Source organism: Pseudoalteromonas sp. KAN5, from assembly GCF_022846535.1.
Taxonomy (GTDB): Bacteria; Pseudomonadota; Gammaproteobacteria; order Enterobacterales; family Alteromonadaceae; genus Pseudoalteromonas; species Pseudoalteromonas haloplanktis.
The window spans coordinates 3105001-3122472 of record NZ_AP025589.1 but is presented as its reverse complement, the minus strand read 5'-3'; the positions used below and the strand labels follow the sequence as shown (position 1 = coordinate 3122472).

The following is a 17472-nucleotide window of genomic DNA, read 5'->3' as shown; positions in this document are numbered from 1 at the left end:
TATGGCTAAGCTTTCTATAATAGTACCTGTTTACAATGCTGAAAAGTATATTGTTAATTCGTTATCGTCTTGTGTAACTCAGATGCATAAAGATATTGAGCTAATCGTTGTTAATGATGGTTCAAAGGATAATAGCTTAACGTTGATACACACTTTCTTTGCTAAAGAAATTGCATCTGGGTTAATGAAAATTATTGATCAGAATAATCAAGGTGTCAGCATCGCCAGAAATAACGGCATTAAAGTAGCCAAGGGTGAGTATGTGGCATTTTTTGATGCCGATGATATTTTGCTTGATCAATACATTACGCAAATTACTCAGGTGATTGATAATCATGCTCCTGACATTATTGAGTTTGGTTTTTGTAAGTTTAAAGAGCTAGCGGACATCTCGACTGATAAAGGGATTTTTGTAAATAATGAATTTGGCTTACAAAAAACCAGTGATGTGCTTGAAAATGTATATGCAAGATCGGTTTGGTACCCTTGGCTTAGGGTATTTGCACGGCGCTTTGTTGAGCAAGATATGTTCCCGCGTGGCGTTCGGTTTTGTGAAGATTTAATGGCGATATCACAGCTCTATAATAGAACTCAGAACATTTATATTATTGATAAAGCGCTCTATGGCTATCGAGACAACGTGGAGGGCGCGACGTTTAATGTGAGAACAGATTACTTTGATAATTTAGTTACCTTTTATAACTCCCTTCCTGCGATTAATGCAAAGTACCTAGATTATTTAAAAATGAATATCTCATACATTTTATATCGCTGCTCAACAGGGAAGAAAATCAGTGCTGAAATACGCAAAGAGTTTCGTGGGCTGTTTTTAAAATACCTTTTTGATAAAAGAATATCTTATAGAAAGAAGGTCATTTTGCTCTCACCTAAACTTTATGAGTCATTAAAGTATGTTAAGGGATTAAAGTGAAAGTAGTATTTAGGATTTCGCGATTAGGCTTTGGTGGTGCCGAACAAGTTTTTCTATCGGTTGCTAAAGAGCTGAAAAAATCATACCAGTGTGAAGTGATTTTTGTGATTGATAATCTTCATGGCAAAAATGTTGTCACAGCTAAAAATTTAGGTTTTGAAGTTGTGAGTTTACATGCATCAAGAACGTTATTATCAATTTTCAAGCTAGCAAAATATCTTCGACAAACAAAGCCGGATCTTGTTATTTCTGCTTATACAGATACCAATGCTGCTTGTGTGTTATCAAAGTTAATTTCACTGACTAGCACTAAAGTGATTGTCAGTGAACACGCCTCATTAAAAGAGCATTGGCAAGATAAGAGTAAGCTTAAAAAACGATTACTTAACTTTTATGTGTCGTATATTTATCGTTATGCCGACCATGTAACGTGTGTATCGCAAGGCTTGGCAAATCAAGTTGTCGCGTTACTTGGCAATGATAAAAACGTTTCAACTATTTATAACCCGGTTCGATTTAATGGGGCTGTTGCTGCCAATGCTAGGTGTGAAACCGCGACTTTAAATTTATTGGCTGTTGGCAGAATTGTAGCGGCTAAGGATTACTCAACTTTAATTAATGCATTGTTTTATGTGAGAAAAAAAAATAGATGCTCACCTTACCATTGTTGGCGGCATTTTTAGCGATGATGAACATAAAAAACTATGTTCGCTAATCGAGCAGTTTCAATTAGCAGAGCATATTACCTTTGTGGGATATAGCGACTGTGTAGAAGAGTATTATAAAGCGGCGGATATTTTTGTGCTTTCATCGGCTTGGGAAGGGTTTGGGAATGTCATTGTTGAAGCGATGTCATTTGGTTTACCCGTTATTGCTACGAACTGCAATTATGGTCCCAGTGAAATACTTGAAAGTGGTCGTTATGGACGACTAGTTGATGTTGGTGATTATCAAGGGTTTGCTAAGGCGGTTGAAGACGAAGTTGGCTGTACGCTGGTTGCTCCTGAATTGTTAATTAGCCGCTCACAACACTTTTCAGAAACTAACATCGCCAGAGAATATCATCAGTTGATCCGTGAGGTTGTGCATGGCTAATTATACACTTAAGTACCTGATTAAATCTGATCTCTACCGCCAAAAAGGTGCTGTTAGCTTTGCCTTATTTTGCAAAAGCTTGCTGTTTACTAAAGGCTTTAAGTTCGTTTTTTGGCTGCGAGTTGCCAAGCATTTTGATAAAAATCCGATTCTACGTATTTTTCCTAAATTAATGTTTAGTTATTACAAGCGCGTTTATGTGTCTGATATTAACTATCGCGCAGAAATTGGTCCAGGCTTTGCTATGTACCATGTGTTTTGCACGACCTTTGGCGAAAAGGTCAAATTAGGCAGTAATGTGACGATTGTGCATGGTGTCACACTCGCTGGCAAAGGCGGTTTATTTCCAGTGATTGAAGACAATGTGTATATCGGTAGTGGCGCATGTGTGTTGGGTGGGGTGACCATAGGGCGCAATGCCATTATTGGTGCTAATGCTGTAGTGACGAAAGATATTCCAGATAATGCCGTGGTCGTTGGTAATCCAAGCAAAGTTATTTCTTTTAACGGAGCGGATGCCGCTCAACAAAATATATGGAAATTAGGTTAAAAATGAAAACTCACATTGTAACCATTGCAACGAGTGCGCCCGGTGGTATTGATTCAGTTATTAATGGCTATGTTGAAAATGGCTTATTTGATAATAAAGTACACACTCGTATAACCAGTCATTTAGGTATGAATAAGTGGCAAGATTTATACTTATTTATTACTGCTTTTTTTAAGTTTACTTGGCTTGCGATCACCCATAGAAATTTAATTGTTCATTGCCATATGTCTTACAAAGGTAGTTTTTGGCGTAAGTTGGTGTTTACTATTATAACCAAACTATTTGGTCACTATAGCATCATCCATTTACACGGCTCTGAGTTTAGAGTGTATTTTGGTTCGCGCTCAAAACTAACTAAAAAGCTAATATTATGGTTAATAAAGTACACGGATGAGTTTGTTGTTTTATCTCAAGGTTGGAGTGACTACATTGAAAGTATTGCGGGGCGAAAAGCGCGTGTCATAAATAACTATGTAGATGTGTGCAAATTAGATCTCCCCCGTGAAAACAATCAAATATTATTTCTTGGTGCATTTATTAATCGTAAAGGTATTTATGAGCTTTTACAGGCATGTTCTAAGCTTGATACTGATTTTCACTTACATTTATGTGGTAGTGGTGAGAATAAAAAGGTCGCTGATCTAGTCACAAAGCTTAATTTACAGGAAAAAATAACCTTCCATGGTTGGGTCAATGCACAGCAAAAGCAGGCATTATTAAGTATGTGCAGTGTGATGATTTTACCGACCTTTAATGAAGGGTTACCCATGACCATTATAGAGTCGATGGCGTGTGGTATACCTATAATTACCACGCCGGTTGGTGCCATCCCTGAGGTTATTATTGAGCAGCAAACTGGCTATTTAGTTGAGCCGGGCAATGTGGAGCAAATTCGTGAAAAACTAGCTTATGTTTTGGCTAAACCAACAGAGCTAAGCACGGTGGTCAAAAGTGCCAATGAAGTGTATCAGGCACGTTTTACATCAAAAGTTATTCTTCCGTTGTGGGAATCAGTTTATGCAACTGCAAAAAATAGTTAAGCGGCTTGCGATAACAGGCTTAATAACGTTGAGCTTCACCAGTTGTGCACAATCAAACCAGATAGACAGCAAACAGTTTACTGCACAATTAGCAAAATCGTTGAGTGCGGAACATTTATATAAGTATATGTTTTTAGAAGCGGCAGCTAATGAAACAGTCACGTATGCAGAACATAGTATTACTTTTAACATTAGCCCAAACCAAGCTCGACTACATTCAGGCATTCGCTCTGAATTGTCTATTGATTACCCTTATCAGCTAGGGCAGACAGTAAGTTATAGTTTTGAAATGAAAGTTCCAGATGACTTTCAAAATGATAAAAAAAATCGCTGGAGTTTATTTGCACAATGGCACGATCAGCCGAACCCTGAAAGAGGTGAAACGTGGCAAAACTTTCCCGGTAATAGCCCTCCGGTGTCATTATTTACTGAATCTCAGCAGGGGGTCTTTGGCATCGGTATTGATTATGGGGGGGTAAATCGAGAGTGGGTACCATTATCCAAAGGGCAATGGCACCGCTTTCAATTTAGATTTTTATGGTCAAACAAACAGGATGGTAGATTAACGGTTGCACTCAATGATGAAACACGGTTTTTCTTTACGGGTGCAAATATGCTTAATGATTTTCAGCATTATTTAAAAATAGGCTTGTATCGCCATTCAAAAATCCCCACACGCAACCAGATATCGTTTAAAGCACTCGATATCAAAACAATTAAATAGGGAAATTATGAAACGTATTGAATTTTTAGGCTCGCCAATGGATGTCGCAACCATGGATGAAACAGTCGCTTACATTGAGAGCAGAGTCTCTACAGGCGGATTCTTACAACATGTAGTGGTTAATGTTGCCAAGCTTGTTAATATGCAAAAAGATTTACAGTTAGCTGAATCTGTAAAGTCTTGTGATGTAATCAACATTGATGGTATGGGAGTTGTTTGGGGGGCAAGATTTTTGGGGCACCGGGTGCCACAGCGAGTCGCAGGAGTTGATTTGTTTCATAATTTACTAGCCATGAGTGAGCGTAATAACTTTCCAATATTTTTACTTGGCGCAACGGATGACGTTGTTAAAAAAACGGTAGCAAAATCTTATGAGTTATATCCTAATTTAAATATTGCAGGCTTTAATGATGGTTATTTTTGGGATGATGAAGAAGCACTAGTTAATAAAATTGCGCAATCTGGCGCTAAATTGTTATTTGTTGCCATTACTTCGCCAAAAAAAGAAAACTTTATAAACAAATGGCAAGATAAATTAGGTGTTGATTTTGTGATGGGAGTGGGTGGTACATTTGATGTTGTCGCTGGCAAAGTAAATAGAGCTCCCTTGTGGATGCAAAACTCGGGACTTGAGTGGTTTTATAGGGTGTTACAAGAACCTAGACGTATGTGGAAAAGATACCTAGTTACAAACTCAAAGTTTGCCTGGTTATTATTGAAAGAAAAGCTTGCCTCCTAAATCTTCCTAGTAACAAAGATTTAGGGAATAAGTGTTAGTTAACTGTATGTGTTTTAGTTCTTTATTATTGCTTTTAGCTTGATGCATTGATGTTTTGTTATTAGTCTTACTATGAGAAAGGGCAAACTTGGGGAAACCCAAGGACGCAAAGTGATCGCCTAAGACATCAAGTTATGGTCGGATGACTTCCATAGTTGAGCAACGCTCAATTATGCTTTTCTTCTTATTGTTATGTTTAATAAGGGGAACTCCATGTATAAGTTATACGTTCAGAAAATCACAGTATGTGCCGCCATCATTATTCCTTTTCAGTTAACAGCCGCAAGTTTGAACAATGGTTACTTTAGTGAGCAACACGATGAAATAATTTGGTCTCTCGATTGGGAAATCAATCCATATTATAAGTATGAAAGGGCTCATTCATCTAATTTGAAATGGGCTATTCAAGCGAGAGAGGGGGAATTACGGCGCGAAAGTTACTATTCGCAAAACTGATGTTGATGTATATGGCGCAAAGCGTGCTGAGTTACTAGCGCCATTGGAAAGAGGTAAGGAAATAGAGCGATGGTATGCTTTTTCAACTCTTTTAAATAGCGACTATGTTTACAGCTCATATCCTGAATCTTTCTTTCAAGTGCATACGTCTCCTGCGGATGGAAATTGGAACCGCTATGTTACCACTCCAATATCACTACAAACGATCAAGGGGCGCTATAGAATAACGATAGCGGGCAGTAATGAAGTGCCAAGCCCAAACCTTGATCATGAAAAATTGGTGTTAGACATTGGGGATTATAGTGCTGATTTTGGCCTGTGGAGCGATTGGGTGCTGCATATTAAATACAGTGGGGATGCTGATGTTGGCTTTCTTAAATTATGGAAAGGTGAGGATCTTGTTATAAATTACTCTGGTGCAGTTGGTTATGCTGCGGACTCATTGGATCATAAAACGTATGCTAAATTCGGATTGTATCGTTGGAACTGGCAAGAAGATGACCCTGTTGAATCTCGAATTATGTATTATGATCGTATTCGTGTCGGTAATAAATTTGCAGACTTTGAGAAAATGAATGCTGATATTACTGCCAACCATTCTGATTTTTGAAATAAATACGTTTAATGAATTTTAGGGGGGGGAGCAGCTCCCTAAAATTCATTCATACCTTTTGTGTCCTTAAGTTATTTTATCTAAAATTAAGTGTATATTTAAATTTAATAACCAAACCATTATAAGTCTCCTGGTTTAATCAGGTTTTTATTATTCATTCTATTTAATCTACAAGTCAAATTCTCGTAGTTCCTGTAAAGCGGGTTTGTTGCTATGGAGAGTTAATTGCTTATTTAGTCTTTCTCATTTGGTTATTCTGTGGTGTGTTTATTTATATGAATTTAAAATATACTTTTATAATAATTAGATAGAAAAATTAATGTGTTGCCTTTTAGTTTGTTTATAAACAAATGTTTATATATGTTTCTTGGTTTTTTTCATTATTAAAATTGTTGCTTTAGCTTTAAACATAATAAGTATTGATACTATTTTTCTAGTAATATAGTCTTGTTTATTGTGATTTTTAAGTTGTTAGCAATTACAATAATTTAATTCTACAGGGACATGTAAAATGAATTCTTCAAGGACGTTTAAAGATTCAGGTTCGTCGAGCGCGAGTTTATATCGTCTTCTCGATATTACTTCATTGTGTTTATCTTTACAGTTGGCAGTATTTATCTATGGTGTTGTATTTTCACCTTATTACATTATTTCTTTATTAGTAGTCATAACAACTTATCTTTATTGTACAGAAGCTTTAGCTGCTTATCGTTCTTGGCGAGCGGGAAAGTTCAGGCACATGGTGTTATGCGCTTGGACTGCCTTGGCCCTTGCATTTATGGCATTGTTTGCAATCGCATTTTTATTAAAGTTCACAGAGTCATTGTCACGGGTAAGTTTATTACTGTGGCTTAGCTTTAGTTTTTTGATGCTATATAGCTGGCGCTTAGTTGCAATGTTGTATAAACGTCACAAACGTAAGCTAGGTGTTGGTGCTAGAAAAGTCGCTATTGTTGGTGCTACAGAAAGCGGATTGTATTTATATCAAGAAATTATTAAACATGCAGAGTTAGGTTATGATTTTGTAGGTTTTTTTGATGACCGCAGTCCTGAGCGAGTATTTACACAATTGGACAAAAATGTGGCTGATGAGATCAACATAGCTGTCAATATGGCGCGTTGTGGTGAAATTGAGGTGCTCTTTATTGCTCTGCCAATGAAAGCGGAAAAGCGGATTGCAGATATCTTGCTGCAGTTAGGTGATACTACCGTTGATGTTCACTTTATTCCTGATTTTTTATTGTCTAATTTAATTCATGCGCGTATTGAGCACATCGGTGCAGTTGATACTTTAAGTGTATTTGAATCTCCTTATCTAGGTGCTAAAGAGTGGATAAAGCGCACAGAAGATATTGTCCTTAGTATTGTTATTTTGCTTTTAATTTTTCCTTTGTTACTTGCTATTTTTATTGGTGTAAAAATTACCTCCAAGGGTCCCGCAATTTTCATGCAGGATAGGTATGGACTTGCAGGACAAAAAATAAAAGTGTGGAAGTTTCGTTCTATGAAGGTTATGGAAAATAGCCAAGTGGTTACCCAAGCCAAAAAGCATGATAGTCGGATAACGCCCTTTGGTAGTTTTTTGCGTCGTACTAGTTTAGATGAGCTTCCGCAATTTTTTAATGTCTTGTGGGGGGATATGTCGATTGTTGGCCCTAGACCTCATGCTGTTTCTCACAACGAGGAATACCGTAAAAAAGTTGAATTTTATATGTTGCGTCATAAAGCTAAGCCGGGGATCACTGGTTGGGCTCAAATTAATGGTTGGCGTGGTGAAACGGATACGCTAGAGAAAATGAGCAAGCGTGTTGAACATGATCTGCAATATATAAAACATTGGTCATTATGGTTTGATATAAAAATTATTTTCTTGACTATATTCAAAGGGTTTGTGAATAAAAATGCTTATTAAAATGGACTTCAATAGAGTAATCCTACTCTCATCTACGTTATTCTTTAGTGCGGCTGCAAGTGCGAACTTTGAACCCGGCAGCTACATTACTGACGGCGGTATTGAGTTAAAGCCATCACTTAGTATAGGACTTGGTTATGATGATAACCTCTATTATCAACCGCAGAACGAGAAAAGCAGTGAGTTTTTTAGAGTAATCCCAAAGTTACAAACCCGTCTGGATGATGGTGTAAATCAATACACCTTAGATTTAGGTATTGATAGTGGGTACTATCGTTTAGACTCCGCTGATAACTTTTTGGATTATAACGTCAAGCTTTCGTCTCATAATGAGTTTTCTAGCAAGCAACGGCTTGACCTATCGGTTGCTCTTGATGGTAAAACAGAGCCACGAGGTACGGGGTTGAGTGAAGGCACGGGAGCTTTAATCTCAGAACCCGTCGAGTATATTGATTCTACTTTGTCAGGCACTTATGAATATGGGGCAAAAAGCTCAGCTGCGCGGGTTGCTTTTGGGACTCGTTTTTATGATAAGCGTTATAAAAACTTTCGTTCTATTTCACAGTTTCGAGACTTAGAAAAAACCCGTTTCAGCATAACAGGGTTTTATAATACGCAAGCTGGAACGGATGTGTTTATTGAGTTAAATTCAGAAAATATCGAATATGACCAATTAAGAACTGGAACAATTGACCGAGATTCATCAGATTACCGCGCTATGTTAGGTATGCAATGGCAAGCATCAGCCTTGACCTCCGGTAAGATAAAATTAGGCTATCAAAAGAAAGATTTTGACTCGTCATTACGAGAAAACTTTACGGGCTTAAGTTGGCTAGCAGGTCTGACATGGAAGCCGTTGAGCTACTCTAAAATTGAGTTAGTAACATCTCAAGCGGCTGAAGATCCGCTTGTTGAAGGTGATTATGTCCAAGCTACCTTGTATGGCATTAAATGGTCACATGAATGGCAAAAGCGTCTGCACACCCACCTGTCTTTTAACCATGTAAAAGATAAATACATAGGTGTGACTCGGAATGAGCAAACCAATACTATTCATGCATCACTTGATTATAAAAGTTCGATGGGCGTATTTAGCCTTTATTACGAGCTTAATGATAAAAACTCATCTAGACCTATTTACAAATACGATAAAGGGGTTGTCGGTATAACACTCACTTTAGGTTTACAGAGGTGATTATGTGCAGTCGTTATTATTTTGTGTTAGCACTAATACTAATATTATTTAGTGAAATAGTTATTGCTAGTGACACTGAGCGCTATGAGCTAGGAGTGGGTGATAAGGTTAGTATTCGTGTATTTGGGCAGCCGGATTTAGAAGTTGAGGCGTTATTAGGTAATAGTGGTTTAGTGAATTACCCTTTTTTAGGGGAGGTTAAACTGGTTGGTTTAACTGTGAAACAAGTGGAAAATTTAATCAGTGTCGGCTTGAAAGATGGCTACTTGGTAGCGCCTAATGTGTACGCTCAGGTTATTGAATATAGGCCATTTTATATTCATGGTGAAGTTAAAAAGCCGGGTGCATATCCATATCAACCAGGTATGACTATCAGCCAAGCTGTCGCACTTGCTGGGGGGATGACTGAGCGGGCTTCTGAAAATAAAATTTACTTGTCACAAGAAAAGTCTAAAAGCCAAGAAGCTTTAGCTGGTGTAAATACCAATGTGAATGCTGGTGATACCATTAAAATCGAGCAGCGTTTATTTTAGGATTATAAGTATATGGAACATATGAGAAAAAGCAGTGAGGCTACGGGATCACAAGATCATATTATTGATTTTGGGGCATATCTACGTGTTATTAAGCAGAAAAAGTGGCCTATTTTCGGGTTTGCCTTAATTGTTACTATTGCAGTCAGTATGCTTGCAATGACTTTAACACCAAAGTACGTTGCCACAGCAACACTGCTCATTGAGTCTTCACAAACCAAAGCAATAGGCATTGAAGAAGTATATGGTTTAGATTCATCTCGTAAAGAGTATTACCTAACTCAATTTGAAGTACTAAAGTCTAATAGCATTGCGCGTGAGGTTATTGAAAAACTTAACTTAGCGGAGCATCCCGACTTTATTTCTAAACCATCACTAAGCGGTGAGTTTAAAACTTATCTAAAAGAATTATTGCCATTTTTGCCTCAAAAAGAGCCTGATACAAGTGCTACAGATGTGCAGCAGCAAAAGAAAATGCTGGGGCTAGTGGCGGCTTTTCAATCTCGCTTGACCGTTAATCCTATTCGAAAAACTCAACTTGTCCACATAACGTTTGAATCGAGTGATCCTGAACTTGCAGCCTTAGTAGCAAACACTGTAGGCGAAGTGTATATCGACAGTAATATGCGTGCAAAAATGGGAATTACAAAAAAAGCATCTGATTGGTTAAATGTCAGATTATCAGAGTTACGCATTCAGCTAGATGAATCTGAAGCGCGTTTGCAAGAGTATCGTGAATCGCAAGAGTTGATAGATATTGAAGGGGTTTCTGGCTTGATCAATCAAGAGTTGGAGCAAACCTCACAGCAATTGGTAGTGGCCCGTAACGAGAAAAATAATCTAAATAGTATTAATCGAGTGATTGCCGAATACGGAAAAGAGAATATTGAACGTTTAGGCAGTATGCCTGAAATTACCTCACATCGTGTAATTCAAGACGTAAAACGGGAGATGGTTTTTGCGCAGCGTAAGGTGAGTGAACTGGGGGAAGTGTACGGGCCGAAGCACCCAAAAATAATTTCAGCTAAAGCGGAGTTGGCAACGGTTACCAAAAACTTGCATGAGCAGATAATGGGGCTGGTGGCAGGGATTGAAAAGGAACTGAATCGTGCTATTCGTACCGTTAAAGCACTTGAGCAAGATGTTGCGGATGTTAGAGCGCGTTATCAAGATATATCTCGTAAAGAAACCGACTATAATCAGCTTAAAAGAGAGGTGGATACTAATCGAACTATCTTTAATAGTTTTTTATCTCGCTCGAAAGAAACTGAAGTCACCAGTGATTTTAGCTCGGCAGCAGCACGCTTTACCGATCGGGCCTTTGCACCAATTAACCCAAGTAAACCAAATAAAAAAGTGATTGTGCTACTAACATTTGTAGCAAGCGTTGGTTTTGCAATAATAATGGCATTAATTTTCGACTCTTTAAACGACACGATAAAAAGTAAAGCTGATATTGAAAATCGTTTAATGCACCGTATGTTAGGGCTATTACCTTTAGTACGCCTACCAAAGAAAGCAAACTTACCTATCCATGCTTATTTACAGGATGGTTATAAAAACTTTGCCGAAGCAGTACGAACATTTCGCACCGGTCTAATTTTGACACAAATGGAGCGTAATCATCACGTTATAGCTGTTACGTCGACAGTCCCGGGGGAGGGTAAAACGACAACCTCGGCGAACCTTGCAATGTCGCTTGGCCAGTTAGGTAAAGTGCTATTGATCGATGCCGATTTAAGAAAGCCAAGTATATGCAGACGTTTTGATATACCTGCTTATCATCCCGGTTTATCAAACTTAATCATAGGCACTGAAAAACTTGATGAGTGTATTTTTACGGATAAAACAGCAAACTTTATGATTATGCCAAGTGGGCCAGTGCCAAGTAACCCGCTGGAACTACTTGCATCAGAACGGTTTACAAAACTAATTAACTCATTAAAAAACCAGTTTGATTACATTGTTATAGATACGCCGCCGACACAAGCTGTGAGTGATCCATTAGTGATTGCACAACTGGCAGATACTGTTGTTTATGTTGTTAAATCAGATAGTACACGGATCAAAGCAATCAAAGGTGGCTTAGACCGGTTATTTGAAGTTAAAGCCAATATTGCTGGTGTAGTATTAAATCAAGTTGATGTGACTAAAGATCATGATGGTAGCTACCAAGGTTATTATGACTACTATGGTTATGGACACGACACTGCATCGGATCCTAAAAAAGTGGCATGATAGATATTCACAGTCATATTCTCCCTGAAATTGATGATGGTGCTAAGGATATATCTGAATCTTTAGCATTATTAAGATTGGCACAAGATGATGGCATTACTCATCTGGTAGCAACGCCGCATATACATTTTGGTCGTTTTGATAATAGTGTAGAGCTGATTAAGCAGAAGTTTGATATTTTTTGCGCTATTGTTGCGAAAGCGAATATAAACATACAGCTGGCAGTTGCAGCTGAGGTAAGACTCGACTTGGAAGTGATGCCTCTCGTTAAGCAAAAAAAGCTACCATTTATAGGGCAGGTAAATGGTGTTAACTATGTGCTGTTAGAGCTACCTCATTCGCATATGCCTGTTGGTTTTGAAAACTTTATTCGTTGGCTAGCGAAACATAATATAGTGCCTGTAATCCCTCATCCTGAGCGTAATCGTGATATTCAAAAAAATGTCGCATATTTAGCGCAATTAAAAAAATTAGGTTGTGAGCTACAACTTACAGCAAGTAGTATTCTTGGTCATTTTGGAGAGCAAGCACAACAGCTGAGTGAATATATTTTAGCGCACCGTTTAGCTACTTATGTAGCGTCTGATATGCATAGCGTTAAACGCCGGCCACCAATGCTTACGTTAGCCCACGAGCGCATTTGTCGTTTCAGTGATTTAGCATACGCCCATGAGCTTTTTTATAGCAATCCTAAGCGTTTAACACAATCATTATTTAAATCAGTATAATGATTACGCGTAGAGCTGTTTATTTATTGCAGTGCCTCGTCTTGATGGGTATGGCTCTGGCGGTAGGCTATTGGAGTTTGCAAAAAGCAACATCAAACGCCTGGTATTTTTCTTCATTGTATAGTCTGCAAGCATGGCAATCTGATCCACTTACCTTTCAAGAAAGTGATTATAAAGCAATGCTATCGTCTATTGACCGCGCGGTTATGCAAGATCCAACGCATCCACATTACTTACATTTCAAAGCTAATATAATCACCCTTGGCATTAGCCAGCATTGGTTACCTGAATCTGAGTTGTCGGTAGCCAGAGATTTATTGCTCGACTCTATTAATAACCGGAAAGCATGGGCAAAAAGTTGGATTGAACTTGCGCGAGTTCAAGCATATTTAGAAAATGTTGATGAGCGAGTAATTAACTATATTTCTCGTGCTGAGGAGGTTGGCCCCTATGACTTTGATGTACACAAAACAGTGGTAGAAATTATGCTTCAGCACTGGTCAAATTTACAACCACAATATAAAGTTTATTTTTTTAAACATTTGCTTCTAGCACTACACCATGGTTATAAATTTGTAGAGATATTAAAAATTGCAAAACAGTCTCAGCAATTACCCCTGATGTGTTTAATCCTTGATAAGGATAGTCGGTTTGAGGAAGTTAAGCGGTCATGGGTGAACAACAGCTATTGTGCTAAATAAGCACAATAGCTAAGTTAAGTTACTTACGTTGTAAAAACACCCCTGATTCTATGTGGTGGGTGTAAGGGAATTGGTCAAAAATTGCGAAGCGCTTAACTTCGTGAGTACGAGTTAAGTGCTCTAAGTCTCGCTCGAGAGTATCTGGGTTACATGAAATATAAATAATGCTTTCATAGTTAGCGACTAGATCACAAGTGAGTGTATCCATGCCAGACCGTGGCGGGTCAACTAGAATGGTTTGGCAGTTATAGCTTGTTAAATCAATACCCTCTAAACGTGAAAAAGTGCGCTCGCCATTCATCGCTTGAGTGAACTCCTCACTAGACATGCGAATAATATCTAAGTTAGTCACCTTGTTTTTGGCAATATTGTATTGAGCAGAGTGTACTGATGACTTAGAGATCTCTGTAGCTAACACACGATTAAACGAGCCTGCCAATGCAATCGAAAAATTACCATTGCCACAATACAGCTCAAGCAAATCATTTTTTAATGGCTTACATAAATCCTGAGCCCACTCTAGCATCTTAATATTTACTTTGGCATTAGGCTGGGTGAAGCTATTTTCTACTTGTTGATAAATAAGCTCTTGGCCATTAACGGTTAGACGTTCAGTAACATAGTCATCACCCAACACTTCTTTTTGTTTGCGGGCACGGCCAATAAAATCAATTTTAAAGCGTTCACTCAGCGCCACTTTTAACGCTTTAATCGCTGTTAGCCATTCATCATCTAATGGTTTGTGGTAAAGCAAGCTTACAAGAATTTCACCACTGAGACTTGATAAATAATCTATTTGAAATAATTTGCGGCGTAATATCTCACAACCCTTTAAATTTTCGATCATCGCTTGCATAACTTCGCCAATCAGCGGTGCTGCTGGATCAAAGGTATCTACACGAATTTTTTCTTTGGTAGCTTGGTCAAACATAATATGGAATAAATCATCCCCATCATGCCACACTCTAAACTCAGCGCGTTGACGGTAGTGAATAGGCTCTGAGCCAAATACTTCTAATTGCTCAACCCCAAATCGTTGGAATTGCGCAATAATACGCTGCTCTTTTTCGCTTAATTGCGCATCGTATATTGATGTATCGATCTTAATAACTGCCATTATGCCCACTACCTTCTATCTTTAAGCTATTTATCGGCGCTATTGTAGGGGGCAGGGAGTATTTGTCTAGTTTTGCGTAATGAAAGGTGCTGTTTTTTTGTACATTTCGCTTCAGTTATTTATTTTTAGGCCGATACTAAAGAATGCAACTATAGGAGTCGGATCATGAAAATTGGTAACTTTGGCTTTGTTCCAAATAACAATGTCAATAAATACAGTAACAAAGATGCATTACAGCAACCTACAATACAGTCTCCCCAAGATAGTTACCAGCAACGTGGTAGGGAGTTAGCCGCAAAAGTATTAGGCGATAAAATGGCTGAAGCCTTGGGTTTACCTGTCGCTGAAGAGAAAAAAGACAAACCGTTATTCGATTTTGAAGAAATTGTCAAAAATGTACTGGATTTTGTAACGGGTGCGGTTAAAAAAGCACAAGCCGGTGGTGCCGATGATGACAAACTCAAAGGGATGCTCAGTGATGCACGCACAGGTGTGCAAATAGGCATTGATGATGCGTATGAAGAGTTAAAAGGCACAGGAGTTTTAAATGATGAAATAGAAGAGGGCATTGAAAAATCAAAAGCTGGGATTTTTAGCGGCCTTGATGAGTTTGAAGAGAGTCTATTTAATCCAAAACCAGAATCTGTCAGTGTCAGCCAAGCACAATACTTAAGTTTAAGTAACAATGCAGAATATAATTTTACCACTGCAGAGGGTGATGAAGTGACGATTAGCTTTGCTGATGCCTTTAAACAACAATCAGCAAGTAGTTATCAACGTAATGGTCAAAACGAAGGTTATGCTAGTGAATCATCACAATCACGTGAACTGTCCTTTAGTATGTCGGTCAATGGTGATTTAAATGAAGACGAGCAAGAGGCAATAAATGCCTTAATGGAGGATCTTCAAAATGTGAGCCAAACCTTTTTTGGTGGCGATTTAGAGCAGGCGTTTGCACAAGCACAAGAGCTAAGCCTTGGTAATGAACAGCTGGTGGCGTTTTCAATGGATTTAAGGCAGACCAAAACCTTCGCTGCAATAAAAGGCTATGAAGAAAATAAACCTGCCCCAGAGAAAAAAGTTGCTGAAAAAATAGCCCCATTTAATGATGATTTAAAAGAAGCCTTCAATAAGGCAGGTGATTTAGGTTTACAAAATGAGCTTGCGGGTATCTTACAATGGTTGAACCAAGATAAAGAAGAAGTTGGCAAATTGGTTGAATATACTAAATCAATGTTTGAGCAAATGAATAAGCTACGTTCAGCCGCGACAGACAGCGAAGCGTAAGCTTTATTTCTGCTTAACTGCATGGCAAACTGCTTCGCTTAAAGTAAATACGAGGCGAGTAGTTTGTCTGCACATATTTTGGTTTTTGACTCTGGCCTTGGTGGCACTACAGTACTTGAACATATTCGATGTGCGCTCCCTGAAGCGCAATTTAGTTATTTTATGGATAATGCTTATTTACCTTATGGCAAACAGAGCCAGCAAACTATCATTAATCGCTTAAGCGCTTTGCTCGATTACATAACGGTTAATCAATTAACCGTTGATATCTTAGTTATCGCCTGCAACACCGCTTCAACAGCCGCACTGTCAGCCGTTAGGAAACTAGCGAGTATCCCTATTGTAGGTGTTGTTCCTGCAATAAAGCCCGCCACACTTATAACTCAATCAAAGCATATTGCATTATTAGCAACACCTGCAACAGTACAAAGTGCTTATACGCAGCAATTAATACAAGAGTATGCACAGGATGTAACTGTTCATTTATACGCAAGTGTAGAGTTGGTTAATATTGCAGAGCAGGCTTACTTAAATAAGCAACTAGACCAGAATAAACTAACCGCCGAACTAGATAGGTTAGCAATTGATCATAGTGTGGATGTCATAGTTTTAGGATGTACACATTTCCCGCTCCTAACTCATGGCATTAATGACTATTTTGCGGGAGCTGTTAAGCTACTTGATTCAGGGGCTGCAATTGCAAAGAGAGTTGTAACTTTATTAGCAACTGAAAAAAGGCCTGAAGTAGCGGTAGATAAAAAAAAGCCGCTGCATTTTTACGCAACGGCTTCTATTTATATCGATAAGCAACCGGTGGAGCTAGTTACGCTGACTGATCTGACTCAGAACGAAAAGAGCTAGATTCATCATCTTGTTTTTGTTTTGCCTCACGTACCTTTAACGTACGCTGTTGAAACTCACTATCGTTTAATTTAGCAATGGCGTTGTCAGCATCAAGTTCTGCCATTTCAACAAAACCGAAGCCACGACGTTTGCCAGTATTCTTATCCTTTAATAAACGAACATTAAATACTTTACCTTGCTCTTCAAATAAAGTGCGAACTACGCCTTCATTTGCACGATAAGGAAGGTTGCCAACATAAAGTGTTTTTGTTTTTACTTCGGCATCTTCAACATCGTCAGATGACATTGCAGCAATAACCACACCACCAATTAATAAACCAGCAGCAAATAATAGTGCAGGACTTAATTGTAAGCTTGAAAGTGCAAAGTTAACTATAACGAAACCAATAACAGCAAGGATAACTGAAGAGATAAGAGATTTTTGATCGGGTAATTTCATTTTGATCTACCAATAAACAGGAAATAAACATTAATTTAACATTGTGAACTTGCTATCTTAACGCGATAAATGAACATAGCAATGTTATTTGTGTGAAATTATTTAATTTGCAGCAAAAAAAGTGCATAAAAAGCGGCTTTAATGTGTTTTTTTAGTGGTTTTGCATGCTTTTTGAGCGAACGATCAAAAGATTACAAAAAAGTGTTGATCTGTTTTTGGAACTCCCTATAATGCGACCCCACTGAGACGGCAGAGCGCATCGCATAGCGAA

The 17472-nt window shown here is 38.3% G+C and carries 19 protein-coding genes and 1 riboswitch; of the genes, 17 read left to right on the top strand and 2 right to left on the bottom strand.

Annotation, left to right across the window (positions count from 1 at the left end; translation table 11 throughout):
* Nucleotide 1 precedes the first annotated feature (1 nt).
* From KAN5_RS13990 to KAN5_RS13920, 15 genes are all read left to right on the top strand, one after another.
* Nucleotides 2–931 (top strand): glycosyltransferase, encoded by a 930-nt coding sequence (locus KAN5_RS13990; protein WP_244389950.1) that lies wholly within the window; start codon nucleotides 2–4, stop codon nucleotides 929–931.
* The gene (locus tag KAN5_RS13985; protein ID WP_244389949.1) at nucleotides 928–1614 is read left to right on the top strand and encodes a glycosyltransferase; all 687 of its coding nucleotides are present in this window, start codon (nucleotides 928–930) and stop codon (nucleotides 1612–1614) included. Before KAN5_RS13990 ends, KAN5_RS13985 begins: the two co-directional genes overlap by 4 nt.
* Nucleotides 1577–2026, top strand: coding sequence for a glycosyltransferase (locus KAN5_RS13980; protein WP_347881517.1), 450 nt, complete (start codon nucleotides 1577–1579; stop codon nucleotides 2024–2026). The genes KAN5_RS13985 and KAN5_RS13980 overlap by 38 nt, the downstream gene beginning before the upstream one ends.
* Nucleotides 2019–2576, top strand: coding sequence for a DapH/DapD/GlmU-related protein (locus tag KAN5_RS17540; RefSeq protein ID WP_279612616.1), 558 nt, complete (start codon nucleotides 2019–2021; stop codon nucleotides 2574–2576). Before KAN5_RS13980 ends, KAN5_RS17540 begins: the two co-directional genes overlap by 8 nt.
* A 2-nt stretch (nucleotides 2577–2578) precedes the next feature.
* A complete protein-coding gene (locus KAN5_RS13970; protein WP_244389948.1) occupies nucleotides 2579–3616 on the top strand; it encodes a glycosyltransferase family 4 protein in 1038 nt (345 codons plus the stop codon).
* Nucleotides 3594–4340 carry a heparin lyase I family protein gene (locus tag KAN5_RS13965; protein WP_244389947.1) on the top strand — a complete coding sequence of 249 codons (747 nt, stop codon included), beginning with the start codon at nucleotides 3594–3596 and terminating at the stop codon, nucleotides 4338–4340. The genes KAN5_RS13970 and KAN5_RS13965 overlap by 23 nt, the downstream gene beginning before the upstream one ends.
* Nucleotides 4341–4392: 52 nt before the next feature.
* Nucleotides 4393–5079 (top strand): WecB/TagA/CpsF family glycosyltransferase, encoded by a 687-nt coding sequence (locus KAN5_RS13960; protein WP_279612615.1) that lies wholly within the window; start codon nucleotides 4393–4395, stop codon nucleotides 5077–5079.
* A 110-nt stretch (nucleotides 5080–5189) separates the two neighbouring features.
* A riboswitch (cyclic di-GMP riboswitch) is annotated at nucleotides 5190–5272 on the top strand.
* A 59-nt stretch (nucleotides 5273–5331) separates the two neighbouring features.
* Nucleotides 5332–5574: a hypothetical protein gene (locus KAN5_RS13955; protein ID WP_244389945.1), complete on the top strand. Its 243-nt coding sequence runs from the start codon at nucleotides 5332–5334 to the stop codon at nucleotides 5572–5574.
* Nucleotides 5561–6184, top strand: coding sequence for a heparin lyase I family protein (locus tag KAN5_RS13950; RefSeq protein WP_244390955.1), 624 nt, complete (start codon nucleotides 5561–5563; stop codon nucleotides 6182–6184). The genes KAN5_RS13955 and KAN5_RS13950 overlap by 14 nt, the downstream gene beginning before the upstream one ends.
* Nucleotides 6185–6698: 514 nt before the next feature.
* Nucleotides 6699–8099: an undecaprenyl-phosphate glucose phosphotransferase gene (locus KAN5_RS13945; protein ID WP_244389944.1), complete on the top strand. Its 1401-nt coding sequence runs from the start codon at nucleotides 6699–6701 to the stop codon at nucleotides 8097–8099.
* A gap of 1 nt (nucleotide 8100) precedes the next feature.
* Nucleotides 8101–9294, top strand: a complete 1194-nt coding sequence (locus KAN5_RS13940; RefSeq protein ID WP_244389943.1) for an outer membrane beta-barrel protein — start codon at nucleotides 8101–8103, stop codon at nucleotides 9292–9294.
* 2 nt (nucleotides 9295–9296) lie between these two features.
* Nucleotides 9297–9827: a polysaccharide biosynthesis/export family protein gene (locus KAN5_RS13935; protein WP_244390954.1), complete on the top strand. Its 531-nt coding sequence runs from the start codon at nucleotides 9297–9299 to the stop codon at nucleotides 9825–9827.
* 21 nt (nucleotides 9828–9848) lie between these two features.
* Nucleotides 9849–12065, top strand: a complete 2217-nt coding sequence (locus tag KAN5_RS13930) for a polysaccharide biosynthesis tyrosine autokinase (RefSeq protein WP_244390953.1) — start codon at nucleotides 9849–9851, stop codon at nucleotides 12063–12065.
* Nucleotides 12062–12793, top strand: a complete 732-nt coding sequence (locus tag KAN5_RS13925) for a CpsB/CapC family capsule biosynthesis tyrosine phosphatase (protein ID WP_244389942.1) — start codon at nucleotides 12062–12064, stop codon at nucleotides 12791–12793. Before KAN5_RS13930 ends, KAN5_RS13925 begins: the two co-directional genes overlap by 4 nt.
* Nucleotides 12793–13494: a VpsP family polysaccharide biosynthesis protein gene (locus KAN5_RS13920; protein ID WP_244389941.1), complete on the top strand. Its 702-nt coding sequence runs from the start codon at nucleotides 12793–12795 to the stop codon at nucleotides 13492–13494. The genes KAN5_RS13925 and KAN5_RS13920 overlap by 1 nt, the downstream gene beginning before the upstream one ends.
* 19 nt (nucleotides 13495–13513) lie before the next feature.
* Here KAN5_RS13920 and trmA read toward each other — a convergent pair whose 3' ends face one another.
* Nucleotides 13514–14611, bottom strand: coding sequence for a tRNA (uridine(54)-C5)-methyltransferase TrmA (gene trmA, locus KAN5_RS13915; protein WP_244389940.1), 1098 nt, complete (start codon nucleotides 14609–14611; stop codon nucleotides 13514–13516).
* A 165-nt stretch (nucleotides 14612–14776) separates the two neighbouring features.
* Between trmA and KAN5_RS13910 the strand changes: the two genes are divergently transcribed.
* Both KAN5_RS13910 and murI read left to right on the top strand, forming a co-directional pair.
* A complete protein-coding gene (locus KAN5_RS13910) occupies nucleotides 14777–15898 on the top strand; it encodes a DUF5610 domain-containing protein (RefSeq protein ID WP_244389939.1) in 1122 nt (373 codons plus the stop codon).
* 63 nt (nucleotides 15899–15961) lie between these two features.
* Nucleotides 15962–16759, top strand: coding sequence for a glutamate racemase (gene murI, locus KAN5_RS13905; protein WP_244389938.1), 798 nt, complete (start codon nucleotides 15962–15964; stop codon nucleotides 16757–16759).
* On the opposite strand, the gene KAN5_RS13900 is transcribed toward murI, so the two are convergent.
* Nucleotides 16722–17201 carry an RNA-binding protein gene (locus KAN5_RS13900; RefSeq protein ID WP_016710347.1) on the bottom strand — a complete coding sequence of 160 codons (480 nt, stop codon included), beginning with the start codon at nucleotides 17199–17201 and terminating at the stop codon, nucleotides 16722–16724. The genes murI and KAN5_RS13900 overlap by 38 nt on opposite strands.
* Between the last annotated feature and the right edge of the window lie 271 nt (nucleotides 17202–17472).

Bases quoted from the DNA above. Each gene is read 5' to 3' on its own strand.
- KAN5_RS13990 (WP_244389950.1), top strand. From the start codon at position 2: ATGGCTAAGCTTTCTATAATAGTACCTGTTTACAATGCTGAAAAGTAT.
- KAN5_RS17540 (WP_279612616.1), top strand. From the start codon at position 2,019: ATGGCTAATTATACACTTAAGTACCTGATTAAATCTGATCTCTACCGC.
- KAN5_RS13910 (WP_244389939.1), top strand. From the start codon at position 14,777: ATGAAAATTGGTAACTTTGGCTTTGTTCCAAATAACAATGTCAATAAA.
- KAN5_RS13945 (WP_244389944.1), top strand. From the start codon at position 6,699: ATGAATTCTTCAAGGACGTTTAAAGATTCAGGTTCGTCGAGCGCGAGT.
- trmA (WP_244389940.1), bottom strand. From the start codon at position 14,611: ATGGCAGTTATTAAGATCGATACATCAATATACGATGCGCAATTAAGC.
- KAN5_RS13960 (WP_279612615.1), top strand. From the start codon at position 4,393: ATGGATGAAACAGTCGCTTACATTGAGAGCAGAGTCTCTACAGGCGGA.
- KAN5_RS13935 (WP_244390954.1), top strand. From the start codon at position 9,297: ATGTGCAGTCGTTATTATTTTGTGTTAGCACTAATACTAATATTATTT.
- KAN5_RS13900 (WP_016710347.1), bottom strand. From the start codon at position 17,201: ATGAAATTACCCGATCAAAAATCTCTTATCTCTTCAGTTATCCTTGCT.
- KAN5_RS13940 (WP_244389943.1), top strand. From the start codon at position 8,101: ATGGACTTCAATAGAGTAATCCTACTCTCATCTACGTTATTCTTTAGT.
- KAN5_RS13925 (WP_244389942.1), top strand. From the start codon at position 12,062: ATGATAGATATTCACAGTCATATTCTCCCTGAAATTGATGATGGTGCT.
- KAN5_RS13955 (WP_244389945.1), top strand. From the start codon at position 5,332: ATGTATAAGTTATACGTTCAGAAAATCACAGTATGTGCCGCCATCATT.
- KAN5_RS13965 (WP_244389947.1), top strand. From the start codon at position 3,594: ATGCAACTGCAAAAAATAGTTAAGCGGCTTGCGATAACAGGCTTAATA.
- KAN5_RS13970 (WP_244389948.1), top strand. From the start codon at position 2,579: ATGAAAACTCACATTGTAACCATTGCAACGAGTGCGCCCGGTGGTATT.
- KAN5_RS13930 (WP_244390953.1), top strand. From the start codon at position 9,849: ATGAGAAAAAGCAGTGAGGCTACGGGATCACAAGATCATATTATTGAT.
- KAN5_RS13920 (WP_244389941.1), top strand. From the start codon at position 12,793: ATGATTACGCGTAGAGCTGTTTATTTATTGCAGTGCCTCGTCTTGATG.